General features: G+C 67.7%; 12 protein-coding genes. 9 read left to right on the top strand and 3 right to left on the bottom strand.

Annotated elements, in window-relative coordinates:
- The first annotated feature begins 2 nt into the window (after window positions 1-2).
- The 3 genes from QTI05_RS21160 to QTI05_RS21170 all read left to right on the top strand — a co-directional run bounded on the left by QTI05_RS21160 (window position 3) and on the right by QTI05_RS21170 (window position 4,930).
- Window positions 3-752: a transporter substrate-binding domain-containing protein gene (locus QTI05_RS21160; RefSeq protein WP_286620735.1), complete on the top strand. Its 750-nt coding sequence runs from the start codon at window positions 3-5 to the stop codon at window positions 750-752.
- Between the two features lie 139 nt (window positions 753-891).
- Window positions 892-2,190, top strand: a complete 1,299-nt coding sequence (locus tag QTI05_RS21165; RefSeq protein WP_286620736.1) for an ATP citrate lyase citrate-binding domain-containing protein — start codon at window positions 892-894, stop codon at window positions 2,188-2,190.
- Between the two features lie 16 nt (window positions 2,191-2,206).
- A complete protein-coding gene (locus QTI05_RS21170) occupies window positions 2,207-4,930 on the top strand; it encodes a CoA-binding protein (protein WP_286620737.1) in 2,724 nt (907 codons plus the stop codon).
- A gap of 67 nt (window positions 4,931-4,997) precedes the next feature.
- Here the strand turns inward: QTI05_RS21170 and QTI05_RS21175 are convergent, their stop codons facing one another.
- From QTI05_RS21175 to QTI05_RS21185, 3 genes are all read right to left on the bottom strand, one after another.
- The gene (locus QTI05_RS21175; RefSeq protein WP_286620738.1) at window positions 4,998-6,005 is read right to left on the bottom strand and encodes a 2-dehydropantoate 2-reductase; all 1,008 of its coding nucleotides are present in this window, start codon (window positions 6,003-6,005) and stop codon (window positions 4,998-5,000) included.
- 4 nt (window positions 6,006-6,009) lie between these two features.
- Window positions 6,010-8,637 (bottom strand): alanine--tRNA ligase, encoded by a 2,628-nt coding sequence (gene alaS, locus QTI05_RS21180; RefSeq protein ID WP_286620739.1) that lies wholly within the window; start codon window positions 8,635-8,637, stop codon window positions 6,010-6,012.
- Between the two features lie 109 nt (window positions 8,638-8,746).
- Window positions 8,747-10,174, bottom strand: coding sequence for an aminotransferase-like domain-containing protein (locus QTI05_RS21185; protein WP_286620741.1), 1,428 nt, complete (start codon window positions 10,172-10,174; stop codon window positions 8,747-8,749).
- A gap of 160 nt (window positions 10,175-10,334) precedes the next feature.
- Between QTI05_RS21185 and gabT the strand changes: the two genes are divergently transcribed.
- The 6 genes from gabT to QTI05_RS21215 are packed head-to-tail and all read left to right on the top strand — an operon-like array spanning window position 10,335 to window position 17,489.
- The gene (gabT, locus tag QTI05_RS21190; RefSeq protein WP_286620742.1) at window positions 10,335-11,627 is read left to right on the top strand and encodes a 4-aminobutyrate--2-oxoglutarate transaminase; all 1,293 of its coding nucleotides are present in this window, start codon (window positions 10,335-10,337) and stop codon (window positions 11,625-11,627) included.
- 27 nt (window positions 11,628-11,654) lie between these two features.
- On the top strand, window positions 11,655-12,749 hold the full coding sequence (locus QTI05_RS21195; RefSeq protein WP_286620744.1) for an ABC transporter ATP-binding protein: 1,095 nt from the start codon (window positions 11,655-11,657) through the stop codon (window positions 12,747-12,749).
- Between the two features lie 38 nt (window positions 12,750-12,787).
- Complete coding sequence (locus QTI05_RS21200) at window positions 12,788-13,816, top strand: polyamine ABC transporter substrate-binding protein (RefSeq protein ID WP_286544968.1); 1,029 nt, start codon at window positions 12,788-12,790, stop codon at window positions 13,814-13,816.
- A 40-nt stretch (window positions 13,817-13,856) separates the two neighbouring features.
- Window positions 13,857-15,113 (top strand): ABC transporter permease, encoded by a 1,257-nt coding sequence (locus tag QTI05_RS21205; RefSeq protein ID WP_286620746.1) that lies wholly within the window; start codon window positions 13,857-13,859, stop codon window positions 15,111-15,113.
- A 19-nt stretch (window positions 15,114-15,132) separates the two neighbouring features.
- Entirely contained in the window at window positions 15,133-15,954 is an 822-nt protein-coding gene (locus QTI05_RS21210; RefSeq protein ID WP_286544973.1) for an ABC transporter permease, read from the top strand.
- Window positions 15,955-16,010: 56 nt separating this feature from the next.
- Window positions 16,011-17,489, top strand: a complete 1,479-nt coding sequence (locus QTI05_RS21215; RefSeq protein ID WP_286620749.1) for an NAD-dependent succinate-semialdehyde dehydrogenase — start codon at window positions 16,011-16,013, stop codon at window positions 17,487-17,489.
- Window positions 17,490-17,497: the final 8 nt, after the last annotated feature.

Below are 17,497 nucleotides of genomic sequence, written 5' to 3' on the forward strand. Positions count from 1 at the left end.
GCATGACGAGCACCGCACCCATCTCGCCCGACATCGCACGCGCCTTTGCACCGGCCGGCGTGCTGCGCGCCTCCATCAACCTCGGCAACCCGATCCTTGCCAACCGCGACAAGGCCAGCGGCGAGCCGGTCGGTGTCTCGATCGATCTGGCGCAAGCACTGGCCGGGCGGCTCGGGCTGCCGATCGAACTCGTGGTGTTCGACAAGGCCGCGCAGTCAGTCGATGCCGTGAAGAACGGCGCGGCCGACATCGGCTTCTTCGCGATCGATCCGGCGCGCGGCGAGGGCCTGCGCTTCAGCGCGCCCTACGTGTTGATCGAAGGCAGCTACCTGGTGCCGCAAGGCTCCGCCCTGGAGCACAACGACGAAGTCGACCGCGCCGGAACGCGCGTGGCCGTGGGCTCGGGCAGCGCCTACGACCTGTTCCTGACCCGCGAACTGAAGCAGGCAACGATCGAGCGCGTGGCCAGCGCGCCGGCCGTGCTCGCGGCGCTGCTGGCCGGCCAGGTCGAAGTGGCCGCAGGCATCCGCAAGCTGCTGGAAGACTGGGCGCAGCAGCACGCTGCGCTTCGCCTTTTGCCCGGCCGCTTCATGGTGATCCAGCAGGCCATGGGCCTGCCCGCGGATCGCGGCGCCGACGCGGCCGCCGTGCTCGCCGACTTCGTGGAAGCCATGAAGGCGAGCGGCTTCGTGGCGGATTCGCTCCGGCGCCACGGCATCGTGGGCGGTACGGTCGCCCCTCCTTCCGCCTGAATACCGCGCGTTTTCCCTGATTTTCTGGACGGCTGATCGTCAGTTTCGGTTTCTACGATGAACAGCAGCACGGCATCCGGGCTGCATGTCCGGCACGCGACCGTGCCTTGTTCTTCCACCATCGAAGGAGACATCAGCCATGCAGATCACCGGTATGTTGCAGGGCGCCCGCCTGCTCGAGTTCGCGGGCTTCCCCGCCTCCGAAGTGCTGGGGCCCGGCGCGAGTGAAGAAGAGATCAAGGCCCTGATCGACAAGTACGGCCTGATCTTCATCAAGCCCGTGTTCAAGGGCGGCATCGGCAAGAAGGGCAAGGCCGGCCTGCTGGGTCGCGCGAAAGACCTGCAGACCGCACTGGCCGAAAAAGAGCGTCTTTACTTCGCCGAGCACCAGGTCGGCCACGTCAAGGCCAAGGCCAACGGCGTGACCTTCGAGGCCGGTGTGCCGGCCAAGCACGAGGTGTATTTCTCGATCAGCGACTCGACCCGTTTCCGCGCGCCGATGATGACGCTCACGCACATGGGCGGCATGGACATCGAGGAGCTCGACAAGAGCCAGGTGGCGATGGTGCCGTTCGATCCGCTCACCGGGCTCAAGGCCTTCGTGGTGGCCAACGCGCTCACCGAGATCGGCGCACCGAAAGAAATCATCTCGCCGCTGGTGCAGCAGTTGCCCAAGCTGTGGGAGCTGTTCCACAACTTCGGCATGACCACGCTGGAGCTCAACCCGATCCGCATGCGCGAGGACAAGAAGGGCCGGCTCACGCCGGTGGCCTGCGACTTCAAGTGCGGCTTCGACCGCGACGACCCGCGCTGGCTGCGGCTCAAGCTGCCGCCGCACCTGTTCGCCGCCGACTACTCCAGCTTCGAGCAGGAGATCAACACGCTGCGCACGCACCAGGGCCAGAGCGACGTGTACGTGATCAACGACCGCGGCACGGTACTGGCGCCGACCTTCGGCGGCGGCGCCAACTCGCTGGTCACCGAGATGCTGGGCGACGACGCGATCATCAGTTCCGATTTCGGCGGCAACCCGCCCTACGAAAAGATGAAGGAGGTGGCGCGCATCTGCTTCAAGCACTGGCTGCGGCAGGCCAACGTGCTGTTCATCATCGGCGGCAAGAGCAACAACACCGACATCTTCGAGACGCTGCGCGCCATGGCCGACGCGCTGCGCGAACACTTCAGTGCGCACGGGCCGACGCCGCTCTACGTGGTGGTGGGCCGCGGCGGGCCGAACCTGGTGCGCGGCATGGGCGCGCTGCGCGACACCTGCGATGCTCTGGGCCTGCCCTACCGGCTGTTCGGCTTCGACTCCGACATGAGCGAAGTGATCCAGTTCGCCAAGAAGGTCGACACCTGGATGAAGGCCGGTGGCCGCGAACAAGTCGCGGCACGCCTGGGCATCACCGCCCCCGCCACAGCTCCCGTCACCGCCTGAAGCACGAGGACACATCATGCAGAACAACTGGCAGAACAAGGGCGTGGGCGGCTTCAAGTACCACGTCGGCATCAGCTCGCTCACGCAGGTCGCATCGCGCGACGACCGCGTCTGCGTACTCAACATCCTGGGTGGCGAATCGAGCGAAGTCACGCCGGTGAGCCACGTCTACTCGGGCGGCAACGTGGTCTGCGGCACGGCGCCCGGCAAGGGCGGCGCGGTGCTCGAAACCAGCATCGGCAACATCCCGGTGTTCAACAACGTGCGCGACGCGCTGGCCGCTGGCCACCGCTTCAACTGCGGCGTGGTCTACCTGCCGCCCTCGGCGGCGCGCGACGGCGTGGCCGAGCTGATCCGCGTGAACCCCGACCTGCGCAAGATTTTCATCATCACCGAGAAGATTTCGGTGCACGACGCGCGCGAGATCCGCGCCATGGGCCAGCAGCACGGCATCGACATCTTCGGCGCCAACGGGCTCGGCGTGGCCGACTCGTGGAACCAGGTGCGCATTGGCGGTGCGCTCGGCGGCGACAACCCGGGCGACTCGCTGCGGCCGGGCTCGATCGCGATCTTCTCCAACTCGGGCGGCTTCTCGACCACCATCGCGCAGTACCTGCGCATGGCGGGCTGGGGCACCACCACGGTGGTCAGCAGCGGCAAGGACGTCTACATCCACTACGCCGCGCCGGAGTTCGCGTTTGCACTGGCCAACGATGCGCGCAGCAAGGCGGCGGTGCTGTACTGCGAGCCGGGCGGCTTCTACGAACTCGAGGCGAAGTTCACCAAGCCGATCGTGGCCTGCGTGGTCGGCCGCTGGAAGAGCAAGTTGACGCGCGCCGTGGGCCATGCAGGCGCGATGGCCGGCGGCAGCGACGACGCGCAGGCGAAGGAACGCTGGTTCATGGACAAGTTCGGCGTCGATGCCCTCTTCACGCCCGAGAACCCGGTGGTCTCGGCCAAGGGTGCAGTGGTGGCCAACATCGCCCACATCCCGGCCGCGCTCACTGCCGTGATGCGGGCCAACGCCACCCTGCCCGACTTCACCCCCGAGGGCAACCTCGCGCTCAAGCCGTGGTTCGGCTCCGACGAAGGGCTCGACCTGCCCGATGAACTGCGCCTGCCCGTGGTGGAGGCGCTGGCACCCTACAACGAACAGGTGGCGGTGCTCAACACGCAGATCGGCGGCGTGGTGCCGCGCCAGGCCATGAAGGATGCGTCGGGCGCCTCGCAGATGGACGCGAAGACGCAGGTGAGCAGCCTGCACGGCATGAGCATGCTCGACGCGGCCACACTGCCGCTCGAATCGAACGTGGCGCTGGCGCTGGTGCACGACGCCGGCGGCGAGAACGACCGCCGACTCATCGCGCCGACGGTCGCGGCCTACATCAACCTGTACGGCCGGCCCGAGCTTGCGGCGGCCGAGGCCAGCCGCGAGGCCGGCAATGCGCCCAACGCGGTGCTGGCCGCAGCGGCGTCCATCGTCGGGCCGAAGCGGCAGGAGGCCGCGCGTGCGGCGCTGCACGTGATGATCGAGCGCTTCCATGCGGCCGGCCTCGGCAACGAGTTCGGCGCGTCGCTGAACGAGGCTTTCGACCTGGGCAAGGTCGACACCTCGAACCTGCCCGCGATGACCACCAACGTGCCCGACGCGCGTGCCGAGGCGTTGATGGCCGGCGTCGCGGCGCGCGGCGGCCGCTCGGTGTTCCTGCGCTGGCTCCAGCACCTTGGCGGCCATCCGACCGAAGCCGCGGTACTCGCGGCGATCTCGGCCACGCTGGCCTGGGGGCCGCTGTCGCGCAAGCGCATCTCGCGCATCACGGCCGAGAGTTTTCCGTGGTGGCTGCAGCTGTTCGGCACGCTGATCGGTGCGTCGGCCGGTGCGTCGAAGCACACGCCCGATGCCTTCTGCGGCATCCCGCAGCAGCAGATGCTGAACTCGCTGAGCCTCGGCGAGATCGCCTTCGCCGCGCTGCTTGGCCACACGCCGGGCGAGGACGACCTGTTCGCCTTCCAGACGCTGGTGGGCCTGCTGCTCACCAACGGCCCGGGCGCCATCTCAGCGCAGGGCGCCAAGGGCGCGGTGTCGGCCGACGGGCCCGAGCAGCCCGAGCGCGTGCAACTCAACAAGGCGCTGGTCGGTTTTCTGACGCACACGGGGTATGCGCACGGTGGCAATGGCTACGAAGGCATTGCCTACCTGGTCGAGCAGTTCAAGGGCAGCGGCCTGAAGGACCCGAGCGCGAAAGAGCACGGCATCGATCTACCGGCGCTGGCGGTGAAGGCGGTCGAACAGTACGCGCACTACAAGAAGCAGAAAAAGACGCTCGGCAGCCTCGACATTGCCAAGCTGCCCGGCGTGAACCATCCGGTGTTCAAGGACAAGCCGGTCAACCACGACCCGCGCGAAGTCTTCATCGCCGAGCTGTTCGAGCGGCGCGGCGAGACCAACGTGTTCCACCAGTTCTACCGCGCGCTGGTGCAGCAGCTGTTCGATGCCGGCGTGTCGCGCAATGTCTACTGCGTGAACATCGACGCCGTGATCGCGGCGCTGTTGCTGAAGATGCTGTGGAAGCCGCTGCAGGCCGGCGAGATCGGCGAGCGCGATCTGGAAACGGCGGCCTTCACGATTTTCCTGTACCCGCGGATGCTGGGCTGCGCAGCGGAGATCGACGACCACCTGAACCGCGGCCGCAACATGGACACGCGCACTGCCGCGTCGCTCTGCAAGTTCTTTGCGTGACCGTGCGCGGCGGGCCGCCTGATACGGTCTTGATCTGGGCGCTGCGGTTTCGGGGTGGGCTCAGGGCTCAGAGCGCCAGCAGCCGGCAGAGCTGGTCGGCGCCAAGTCGCTGCGGCTGCGCTGGCCACACGTCGAGCAGTGCCACCATCTTTGCGTTGCGCGGTGCGGTGAGACCGTTGGCCTGCGCGAGCCGGACCACCTCGCCGCAGAACGCGTCGATCTCGGTGCGGCGGCCGAGCGCCAGGTCGTCCGCCATGCTGGAGCGGGCCTTGGCGTCGATGCGCAGCATGCGCGCGGCGACCATGCGAAACAGCCAGGTGGGCAGGCGCAACACCGTCGGCAGGCGGCGCGCCGGCACCGCGGCGAGTTGGGCCGGCGCAATGCCGGCCGCATCGAGCGCGGCCATGGCCTCGTCGATCAGCGCGGCAAGGCAGCGCCGGTAACCGCGCTGCAGCAGCTCGTCGCGCAGCGGCAGGCCTGACAGCGCATTGACCGGGTTGTTGAGGTTCAACAGCAGCTTGCCCCACTGGATCGCCACCAGGCCGGCGCGCAGGTCCAGCGGCACGCCGGCGCGCTCGAACACCGGCAGCCAGGGCAGCAGCAGCGCGTCGTCCTGTGCCGCGAGACGCCCGACCGTGCCGCGGTGGAACGCGCCCGGTGCCAGCTCGGCGATGTTGTACGGCACCATCGCGGGCAGCACCTTGAGCGACGGCGCCGCGGCCGATGCCGCGGCTGCATTGGAGATGCCGTTCTGCAGCGACAGCACCAGCGTGCCGGGCGGCAACGCCGCCGCCAGTTCGGCCGCGGCCTCGGCGGTGGCGCTGCTCTTCACGCACAGCAGCACCAGGGCCGGTGCCGCATCGACAGGCACGGCGCCAGCCAAGCGCAGCGCGCTGGCCGGCACGCTGTGCGCCGCCGCGTCGATCGCGCTGAGCGTGAGGCCCTGCTGCGCGATGGCGTCGAGCACGCGCGGCCGCCCCACCAGCGTGACCGGCACGCCCGCCGCCGCGAGGCAGCCGCCGACATAGCAGCCGACGCTGCCGGCGCCCATCACGAGTACGGCGCCGGCGGTCATGAGATCAGTTGGCGCGCTCGGCGACCCAGCCCTGCACCGACTTGAGCGCCGCGGCCAGGCCGGCCGGATCGGTGCCGCCGGCCATCGCCATATCGGGCTTGCCGCCGCCCTTGCCGCCGACCTGCTGCGCCACGAAGTTGACCAGCTCGCCGGCCTTGACGCGGCCCATGGTGTCGGCCGTGACGCCGGCCGCGATCTGCACCTTGCCGCCGTCGACGGCGGCCAGCACGATGGCGGCGGTCTTGAGCTTGTCCTTGAGCTTGTCCATGGTGTCGCGCAGCGTCTTGGCATCGGCGCCATCGAGCTTGGCGGCCAGCACCTTGATGCCGTTGACGTCGACTGCCTGCGCCACGAGCTCGTCGCCCTTGGACGAAGCGAGCTTGCCCTTGAGCGACCCCACTTCGCGCTCGAGCGCGCGCACCTGGTCGAGCACCTGCGTGAGCCGGCCCTGCAGCTCGGCGGCAGGCGCCTTCAGGGTCTGCGCGGCCGTGTGCACGGTCGATTCCAGATCCTGCAGATAGGCCAGCACATTCGCGCCGGTGATCGCCTCGACCCGGCGCACACCCGCCGCCACGCCGCTCTCGCTCGTGATCTTGAACAGGCCGATGTCGCCGGTGCGCGAAACGTGCGTGCCGCCGCACAGCTCGCGGCTGGAGCCGATGTCCAGCACGCGCACGGTCTCGCCGTACTTCTCGCCGAACAGCATCACCGCGCCGGTCTTCTGGGCCGACTCGATGTCCATCACGCGCGCCTCTGTGGCCACGTTGGCCAGGATCTCGGCGTTCACGCGCTTCTCGATCTCGAGGATCTGCGCGGGCGTGACCGGGGCGTTGTGCGCGAAGTCGAAACGGGTCTTGTCGGCATCGACCAGCGAGCCCTTCTGCTGCACATGCCCGCCGAGCACTTCGCGCAGCGCCTTGTGCATCAGGTGGGTAACGCTGTGGTTGCGCATGGTGGCGGCGCGCAGAGCGCCATTGACCGCGGCCTTGACCACATCGCCGACCTTCAGCGTGCCTTGCGTCTGCGTGCCGTGGTGGCCGAACACGTCGGCCTTGATCTTCTGCGTGTCGTCGACGCCGAACTGCACGCCCTCGGCCGTGAGCAGGCCCTGGTCGCCGACCTGGCCGCCGCTCTCGGAATAGAACGGCGTGTTGTCGAGCACCACGATGCCGGGCTGCCCTTCCTTCAGTTCGGAAACCGATGCGCCTTCGAAGTACAGCGCAGCGACCTTGGCCTGTTCTTCGAGGTGTTCGTAGCCGGTGAAGGTGTTGCTGGCGCCTGCGTACTCGACGTTGCGGTCCATCTTGAACTTGCCGGCGGCGCGGCCCGCGGCCTTCTGCTTTTCCATGGCGGCGTTGAAGCCGGCCTCGTCGACCGCCACGTCGCGCTCGCGGCAAACGTCGGCCGACAGGTCGAGCGGAAAGCCGAAGGTGTCGTGCAGCTTGAACGCGACTTCGCCCGGCAGCACCTTGGCGCCGTTGGCCAGTGCCGCATCCAGAATTTCCATGCCGTTGGCCAGCGTTTCGAAGAAGCGCTCTTCCTCGGCCTTCAGCGTGTCGGTGATGCGCTGCTGGTCGGCCGTGAGCTTGGGGTACGCCTCGCCCATGATCGCGACCAGGTCGGGCACCAGCTTGTGGAAGAACGGCTTCTTCTGGCCCAGCTTGTAGCCGTGGCGGATGGCGCGGCGGATGATGCGGCGCTGCACATAGCCGCGGCCTTCGTTCGAAGGGATCACGCCGTCGGCCACGAGGAACGCGGTGGCGCGGATGTGGTCGGCGATCACGCGCAGGCTCTTGTGGTTCAGATCCTTCTCGCCGGTTTCGCGGGATGCGGCCTTGACCAGCTTATCGAACAGGTCGATCTCGTAGTTGCTGTGCACGTGCTGCAGGATCGCGGCCAGCCGCTCCAGGCCCATGCCGGTGTCGACGCAGGGCGCAGGCAGCTTCTTGACCGAACCGTCGGGCTGCATGTCGAACTGCATGAACACGTTGTTCCAGATCTCGATGTAGCGGTCGCCATCTTCATCGGGCGAACCGGGCGGGCCGCCGGCGATCCCGGGGCCGTGGTCGTAGAAGATTTCGGAGCACGGGCCGCAGGGCCCCGTGTCGGCCATCATCCAGAAGTTGTCGGACATGTAGCGGCCGCCCTTGTTGTCGCCGATGCGCACCACGCGCTCGGGCGGCAGGCCGATCTCCTTGGTCCAGATGTCGTAGGCCTCGTCGTCTTCGATGTAGACGGTGGCCCAGAGCTTTTCGGCCGGCAGCTTGTAGACCTCGGTCAGCAGCTCGAAGGCCCACTTGAGCGATTCGCGCTTGAAGTAGTCGCCGAAGCTCCAGTTGCCCAGCATCTCGAAGAAGGTGTGGTGCCGCGCCGTGTAGCCCACGTTCTCCAGGTCGTTGTGCTTGCCACCGGCGCGCAGGCACGCCTGCACCGAGGCCGCGCGCACATACGGGCGCTTGTCTTCGCCAAGAAACACGTCCTTGAACTGCACCATCCCCGAGTTGGTGAACATCAGGGTCGGGTCGTTGCCGGGCACGAGCGGGCTCGAGGCCACCACCGTGTGACCCTTGGAGGCAAAGAAGTCGAGAAATGTCTTGCGGATGTCGGCGACGGTGAAGGTGGGCTGGCTCATCGGGATCTGGTTCTGCGCAGGCGCGGGAACGCGCCTAAATGCTTGATTTGCTTGAACATTCGATTATAGGTTTGGGGCCTGTTCCAAGGCCCCGGGGCGGCCGAAGCCCTCAGTCTTCGCCCTGCGCCGCGAGTTCCCCGCTCTGCTGCTCGACGCTGCGCTCCAGGAAGCGCCACAAGCGCTCGTCCTCGCTGAAGGCCACGTTGAAGCGCAGCCACCCGGTCGGGCGCGGGTTCACCAGAAACAACTGCCCCGGGCCGAGCATGATGCCCTCGCCTGCGGCGCGCTGCGAGAGCTCGGCACTGTCGGCGATGTCCGGATGGCGGGCCCACAGGTACATGCCCGCCGCGGGCTCGTGGAACAGCTCGAAGCCCCGCGCTTCCAGCCGGCGTGCCACGGTGCCATGGGCATGCGCCAGCCGGTCGCGCAGCGCCTTGAGATGCTTGCGCCAGCGGCCGTCGGTCACCACGCCGAAGGCCAGTCGCTCGGTGATGTCGGACGAGGTGAGGCCCGACACCATCTTGAGCTGGGCCAAGTCGCCCAGCAGTTCGGGCTCGGCAACGACATAGCCGACCCGCAGGTTCGGCGAGATGCTCTTGGAGAAGCTGCTCACGTACACCACCTGCCGCAACTGGGCGAGGCTTGCGAGCGATGGCCGCATGGAAGCGTCCATGTCGGCATAGATGTCGTTCTCCACCAGCACGAAATCGTGCGCCTGCGCCAGCTGCAGCAGCCGCACCAGTTGCGGCAGCGCCGCCATCGAGCAGGTCGGGCTTTGCAGGCGCGGCTGGGTGAAGAAGGCCTTGGGCCGATGAACCGCCAGCAGCGCTTCCAGCGCCGGCAGGTCGTAGCCCGTGGGGGTACGCGGCACCCCGATGGGCTCCACCCCCAGGAAGCGCAGCATGAACATCAGGTTGGGGTAGCCCGGGTCGTCCACCAGCACCGCATCGCCCGGCTTCAGCAGCCGGCGTGCGACCAGGTCCAGCGCCTGGCTCGAGCCCTGGGTCAGCAGCACCTGCGCCGCGTCCACCTGGATCTGCCGCTCCGACAGCGATTCGGACACCGCCATGCGCAGCGCCATGTGGCCGAACGGCAGGCCGTAGCCGCCGATGTCGGCACCGTCGGAGGCGAGCTGGCGCAGGCTGCGGCGCACGCCGTCCTCGAACAGCCAGTCGTGCGGCAGCCAGCCGCAGCCCGGCTTGAGCGGCAGGTTGCTGTTCTCGAAGATCTGCTGCAGATACCAGCGCGCATCGAAGCGCGGGTCGGCGCGTGGTGCGCTGGCGGCACCGCCGCCTTCGTCGCTGCGCCGCTTGACGAAAAAGCCCGCGTTGGCCCGCGAGACCAGCAGGCCCTGGGCCACCAGCCGGTCGTAGGCCTCGACCACGGTGAAGACGCTGACGCTGTGCGCCGCGGCGAAGGCGCGGATCGAAGGCAGCTTGCTGTCGGCCTTGAGCTTCTGGCTGCCGATCAGCCCGCGCAGCCCCTCCACGATCTGGCTGACCAGAGGTGTCGGCGATTCGGGGCGAAGAATGAGCATCGAGAGGGCCTCGGCAAACCGGCGTGCACCATATTGAGGAAAGTATGTACAGGATACAAGACCAGCACAGTCCACCGGCCGATCGTGCCGGGTGTACATGGCAGCGCCACCCTGCAAAACCTACAGTGCCGGCATCCCATCCATCCGGACACAGAATCCCATGCAGCGCGAACCCCACCTCAGCAATGCCGCCCTCATGGCACGGCGCACCGCCGCCGTCGCCCGCGGCGTCGGCCAGGCCCATGAAATCTTCGTCAGCCGCGGCAGCAACGCCGAGGTCTGGGACGTCGAGGGCCGGCGCTACATCGACTTCGCCGGCGGCATCGCGGTGCTCAACACCGGCCATTGCCATCCGGCGATCAGCGCCGCCGTGAAGGCCCAGGTCGATCTCTATTCGCACACCTGCTTCCAGGTGCTGGCCTACGAGCCGTACGTCGAGCTGGCCGAGCGGCTGAACACGCTGGCACCGGGCAACTTTCCGAAGAAGTCGATTTTCCTGAGCACCGGCGCCGAGGCGGTCGAGAACGCGGTGAAGATCGCGCGCGCTTTCACGCGCCGCCCCGGTGTCATCGCGTTCACCGGGGGGTACCATGGCCGCACGATGATGACGCTTGGCCTCACCGGCAAGGTCGCGCCCTACAAGGTCGGTTTCGGCCCCTTCCCGGGCGAGGTGTTCCATGCGCTGTACCCGAACGCGCTGCACGGCGTGAGCGTGGACGATGCGCTGCACTCGGTCGAGCTGCTGTTCAAGAACGACATCGAGCCCGAGCGCGTGGCGGCCTTCATCCTGGAACCGGTGCAGGGCGAAGGCGGCTTCTATGTGGCGCCGAACGACTTCGTCGAAGGCCTGCGCGCGCTGGCCGATCGCTACGGCATCCTGATCATCGCGGACGAGGTGCAGACCGGCGCCGGCCGCACCGGCACCTGGTTTGCCAGCGAGCAGTGGCCGGTGGCGCCCGACCTGATCACCACCGCCAAGTCGATGGCCGGCGGCTTCCCGATCTCGGGCGTCGTGGGCCGCGCCGAGGTGATGGACGCGCCGGCGCCCGGCGGCCTGGGCGGCACCTATGCCGGCAGCCCGATCGGCTGCGCCGCCGCGCTCGCGGTGCTCAAGGTGTTCGACGACGAGCAGTTGCTGGCCCGCAGCAAGGCGCTGGGCGAGCGGCTGAAGGCAGGCCTGCGCCGCATCGCGGCCGACGAGCCGGCCATCGGCGACGTGCGCGGGCTCGGTTCGATGGTGGCCATCGAACTGTTCGAGCAAGGCGACACGGCCCGGCCCGACGCCACCCTCACCCGCAAGGTGGTCGCCGAGGCGGCCCGGCGCGGGCTGATCCTGCTGTCGTGCGGTACCCATGGCAACGTGATCCGCGTGCTGGTGCCACTGACGGCATCCGACTTGCTAGTGGACGAAGGCCTTGCGCTTCTGGCGGACAGCTTCGCCGCGCTGCGCTGATCGACCTCCTCCTCTGTGAACACCCCCATGACCGAAGAACCCCTGGTGCGATTCCAGCGCGTCCAGAAAACCTATGACGGCGAGCACCTGGTGGTGCGCCAGCTCGACCTGGACATCCATCGCGGCGAATTCCTGAGCCTGCTCGGCCCTTCGGGCTCGGGCAAGACCACCACGCTGATGATGCTCGCGGGCTTCGAGTCGCCCACCTCGGGCGACATCCTGCTCGAGGGCCGGCAGATCACCCGCACGCCGCCGCACAAGCGGCACTTCGGCATGGTGTTCCAGAACTACGCGCTGTTCCCGCACCTGAGCGTGGGCCAGAACGTGGCCTATCCGCTCACGGTGCGCAAGGTGGCCAAGGACGAGCAGCAAAAGAGGGTGCAGCGCGCACTCGACATGGTGCAGCTGAAGGGCATGGCCGACCGGCTGCCGGGCCAGCTCTCGGGCGGCCAGCAACAGCGCGTGGCGCTGGCGCGCGCGCTGGTGTTCGAGCCGCAACTGGTGCTGATGGACGAGCCGCTCGGCGCCCTCGACAAGCAACTGCGCGAACACATGCAGCTCGAGCTCAAGGAACTGCACCGCCAGCTGGGCGTGACCTTCGTCTACGTGACGCACGACCAGGGCGAGGCGCTGACCATGAGCGACCGCGTCGCGGTCTTCAACGAGGGCGTGATCCAGCAGCTCGACACCGTCGACCGGCTCTACGAGATGCCCGCCAACCGCTTCGTGGCCGGCTTCGTCGGCGACAACACGGTGCTCAAGGGCACGCTGCAGGCCGGTGGCGAAGTGGCCACCATGGCGCTGCCCGACGGCCGCGTACTGGCCGGGCTGAACGTCGGCGGCGCAGCGGCCGGCACCGCGGTCGAGCTGTGCATCCGCCCCGAGCGCGTGGTGCTGCACCGGCAGCCCGAAGCCGCCACGCCCAACATGCTCGCGGCCGAAGTGACGCGCGTCATCTACTACGGCGACCACCTCCGGCTGCTCTGCAGCCTGGGTGGCGGCCAGGCCGACGCCACCGTCAAGCTGCCGCTCACCGGCCTGCAGGGCGCCGCACCGCCGCAGGGCGGCGACCGGGTCTCGCTCGAGCTGCCAGTCGCGCATGCGCGCATCTACCTGCCCTGATCGATTTTTTCTCGCCAACCCACAAGGACTCTTCCATCATGAAAAAGACACTTCTCACCTGCGCCCTCGCTGCCGTGTTCGCACTGCCGGCACTCGCGCAGCAGCAGATCACCGTCGTCAACTTCGGCGGCGCCAACGCCAACGCCCAGAAGAAGGCCTACTACGAGCCCTACGAGAAGACCGGCACCAAGGTGATTCCGGTCGAGTACAACGGCGAGCAGGCCAAGATCAAGGCCATGGTCGAGACCAAGAAAGTGACCTGGGACGTGGTGGAAGTCGAGTCGCCCGACGCGGCGCGCGGCTGCGACGAAGGCCTGTTCGAAAAGCTCGATTACTCGAAGATCGGCAACAAGGCCGACTTCCTGCCCGCCGCCGTGACGGAATGCGGCGTCGGCGTGTTCGTGTGGTCGACCGTGATGGCCTACAACGGCGAAAAGCTCAAGACCGCCCCCACCAGCTGGGCCGATTTCTGGGACGTCAAGAAGATCCCGGGCAAGCGCGGCATGCGCAAGGGTGCGCGCTACAACCTCGAGTTCGCGCTGATGGCCGACGGCGTGAAGCCGGCCGACGTCTACAAGGTGCTGGCCACCAAGGACGGTGCCGAACGCGCCTTCAAGAAGCTCACCGAGCTCAAGCCGAACATCCAGTGGTGGGAAGCCGGCGCGCAGCCGCCGCAGTTCCTGGTGGCGGGCGACGTGGTGCTCACCACCGTGTACAACGGCCGCATCGACGCTGCCAACCGCGAAGGCCGCAACCTCAAGATCTACTGGCCCGGCGGCATCTATGACCTGGACTACTGGGTGATCCCGAAGGGCGCGCCGAACAAGGACGCTTCGCTCAAGTTCATCCAGTTCGCGATGAAGCCCGAAAACCAGGCCGTGTATGCGAACAACATCGCCTACGGCCCGACCAACACCAAGGCGCTGGCGTCGCTCGACAAGAAGGTGCTGGACGACCTGCCGACCTCGGCGTCGAACGCCAAGGAAGCGCTGCAGTTCAGCGTCGCGTTCTGGGCCGACCAGGGCGAGGCGCTCGAGAAGCGCTTCGCATCCTGGGCCACGCAGTAAGCGGCATGAGCAGCGCAGCGCGTAGCGTGGAGGTCTTTCAATGAGTTCGGCAACGTTGACCACCCCGACTCCGGCGGACGCGCCGCCGGGCGAACTCCGGCGCGCGCTGGCGCGTGCCGAGTCGCGCCGCAAATGGCGCGCCTTCTCGCTCACGCTGCCGCTGCTGGTGTTCCTGCTGCTGACGATGCTGGTGCCGATCGTGGCGCTGCTGCAGCGTGCCGTGGAAAACCCGGAAGTGGCCAACGCGCTGCCGCGCACGGTGCGGGCGCTCGACGACTGGAACCGCAAGGACACGCCGCCGCCGCAGGCCTTCGCAGCCATCGCGGCCGACCTCGGCCAGCTGGCCGACAGCTCCGACGCCGGCGCGCTGGCGCGCCGCCTCAACACCGAGATCGCCGGCGCCCGCTCGCTGGTGATGAACACCTTTCGGGCGCTGCCGATCGCCGGCACGCCCGACGAGGTCAAGACCCGCATGCTCGAACTCGACCCGCGCTGGGCCGAGCCGCCCTTCTGGCAGGCGATCGCCAAGAACGGATCGCGCTGGACACCCGACTACCTGCTGGCCTCGGTCGACCTGCGGCGCGATGCGGCGGGCAGCGTCGAGCGCATGCCGCCCGACCAGCGCGCCTTTGGCGGCATCCTGCTGCGCACGTTCCAGATCAGCGCCGTGGTGACCTTCTTCTGCCTGCTGCTGGCCTATCCCCTGGCCTGGTGGCTGTCGACGCTGCCGGCGCGCAAGGCCAACATCCTGATGATCCTGGTGCTGGTGCCGTTCTGGACCTCGATCCTGGTGCGCGTGGCGGCCTGGATCGTGCTGCTGCAGTCCGAAGGCCTGGTCAACCGCGGCCTCATCGGCATCGGCCTGATCGACCAGCCGCTGGCACTGCTGTTCAACCGCACGGGCGTGATCATTTCGATGGTGCACATCCTGCTGCCCTTCATGATCCTGCCGCTCTACAGCGTGATGAAGAGCGTGCCGCCGACCTACCTGCGCGCGGCCGTGTCGCTCGGCAGCCCGCCGCTGGTGGCGTTCTTCCGCGTGTATGTGCCGCAGACCTACCCGGGCATCGGCGCCGGTGCACTGCTGGTGTTCATCCTGGCCATTGGCTACTACGTCACGCCGGCACTGCTGGGCGGCGCCGACGACCAGATGCTGAGCTACTACATCGCGCGCTACACCAATGTGGAAATCAACTGGGGCATGGCCTGCGCCCTCGGCGCCCTGCTGCTGGCCGCCACGCTGGTGCTCTATGCGGTGTACCGCCGCATCGGCAAGGCCGACCTGAGCCTGGGCTGAAGCCGCACGAAAGACCCACATGCCGAAGCTTCTCCCCGAATTTCCCGCCTACGCGACCTTTGCCGACAAGCTCGGCTGGTGGGCGGTGCGCGCGCTCTGCGTCGCGGTGCTGGCCTTTCTGCTGGCGCCGATCCTGGTCGTGATCCCGCTGTCGTTTTCGAGCAGCTCCTTCCTGGCCTATCCGATCCCGGGCTGGTCGCTCAAGTGGTACGAGAACCTGTTCCAGTCGCCGGAATGGGGCCGCGCGGCGCGCAACAGCTTCATCGTCGCGCCGGCCGCGACGGTGGTCGCCACTGTGCTCGGCACGCTGGCGGCAGTGGGTCTCTCGCGCACCGATTTCCCGTTCAAGGGCCTGCTCATGAGCGTGCTGATCTCGCCGATGGTGGTGCCGATCGTGGTGGTCGGCGTGGCGGCGTACCTCTACTTCGCGCCGATCGGGCTGGCCGACACCTACTTCGGCCTGATCGTGGTGCACGCGGCACTGGGCGCGCCCTTCGTGCTCACCACCGTGCTCGCCACGCTGGCCGGCTTCAACCACAACCTGGTGCGCGCGTCGCTGAGCCTGGGCGAAACGCCGTTCAACACCTTCATGCGCATCACGCTGCCGGTGATTGCGCCGGGCGTGATCTCGGGCGCGCTGTTCGCCTTTGCCACCTCGTTCGACGAAGTGGTGGTCACGTTGTTCCTGGCGGGGCCCGACCAGGTCACGCTGCCGCGCCAGATGTTCACCGGCATCCGCGAGAACATCTCGCCGACCATCGCGGCCGTCGCGACGCTGCTGATCGTGTTCACGACCAGCCTGCTGCTGGTACTTGAGTGGCTGCGTGGCCGCCGCCGCTGATCTAGGATAGCCGGCTGGCTGCAGCCAGCCCCTCTCCGCACACCTGGAAGACACACATGGACATGAAGACCTCCCCCCTCGCCTTGCTCAACGACCCGACCCTGCTCAAGACCGATGCACTGGTCGACGGCCAGTGGCTCAAGGGCGCAAGCCGTTTCGAGGTGAACGACCCGGCCACCGGCCTGAAGCTGGCCGACGTCGCCAACCTCACCCGCAGCGATGCGGCAGCCGCCATCGCCGCAGCCAACAAGGCACTGGCCGCCTGGCGCGGCAAGACCGGCAAGGAACGCAGCATCGTGCTGCGCAAGTGGTTCGACCTGCTGATCGCCAACACCGAAGACCTCGGCCGCCTGATGACGGCCGAACAGGGCAAGCCCTTCGCCGAGGCCAAGGGTGAGGTGGCGTACGGCGCCAGCTTCATCGAATGGTTTGCCGAAGAAGCCAAGCGCGTGAACGGCGAGACGCTGCCCCAGTTCGACAACAACCGCCGCCTGCTGGTCATGAAGCAGGCCATCGGCGTGTGCGCCGCCATCACGCCGTGGAACTTTCCGCTGGCGATGATCACGCGCAAGGTCGCGCCCGCGCTCGCCGCCGGCTGCACCGTCGTCATCAAGCCGGCAGAGCTCACGCCGCTCACCGCGCTGGCCGTGGCCGAGCTCGCGGTGCGCGCCGGCATCCCGGCCGGCGTGCTCAACATCCTCACGGCCGACAGCAGCAACAGCATCGCGATCGGCAAGGAACTGTGCGAGAGCGACATCGTGCGGCACCTGAGCTTCACCGGCAGCACGGAAGTCGGCCGCATCCTGATGGCCCAGAGCGCGCCGACCGTCAAGAAGCTGTCGCTCGAACTCGGCGGCAATGCGCCCTTCATCGTGTTCGACGATGCCGACATCGACTCGGCCGTCGAAGGCGCAATGGCCAGCAAATACCGCAATGCGGGCCAGACCTGCGTGTGCGCCAACCGCCTCTATGTTCAGGACGGTGTCTACGACGCCTTCGTCGCGAAGTTCGCTGCCAAGGTCAAGGCGCTCAAGGTCGGCAACGGCTTCGAGGACGGCGTGATGCAGGGCCCGCTGATCGAGGACGCCGCCATCGACAAGGTGCAGCGCCACGTCGACGATGCGGTGGCCAAGGGCGGCAAGGTGGTTGCCGGCGGGCACAAGATCAAGGGCCAGTTCTTCGAGCCGACCGTGATCGCAGAAGCCACTGCCGACATGCTGTGCGCGCGCGAAGAAACCTTCGGCCCGTTTGCCCCGGTGTTCCGCTTCAAGACCGAGCAGGAGGCCATCGATGCGGCCAACAACACCGAGTTCGGCCTGGCCAGCTATTTCTACAGCCGCGATGTCGGCCGCATCTTTCGCGTGGCAGAGGCGCTGGAATACGGCATGGTGGGCATCAACGCCGGCGTGATCGCCACCGAGCATGTGCCCTTCGGCGGCGTCAAGCAGTCGGGCCTGGGACGCGAAGGCTCGCACCACGGCATGGACGACTATGTCGAGATCAAGTACCTGTGCCTGGGCGACATCCTGAAGTGACGCACGGC

This window comes from Variovorax fucosicus, from assembly GCF_030316825.1.
Taxonomy (GTDB): domain Bacteria; phylum Pseudomonadota; class Gammaproteobacteria; order Burkholderiales; family Burkholderiaceae_C; genus Variovorax; species Variovorax fucosicus.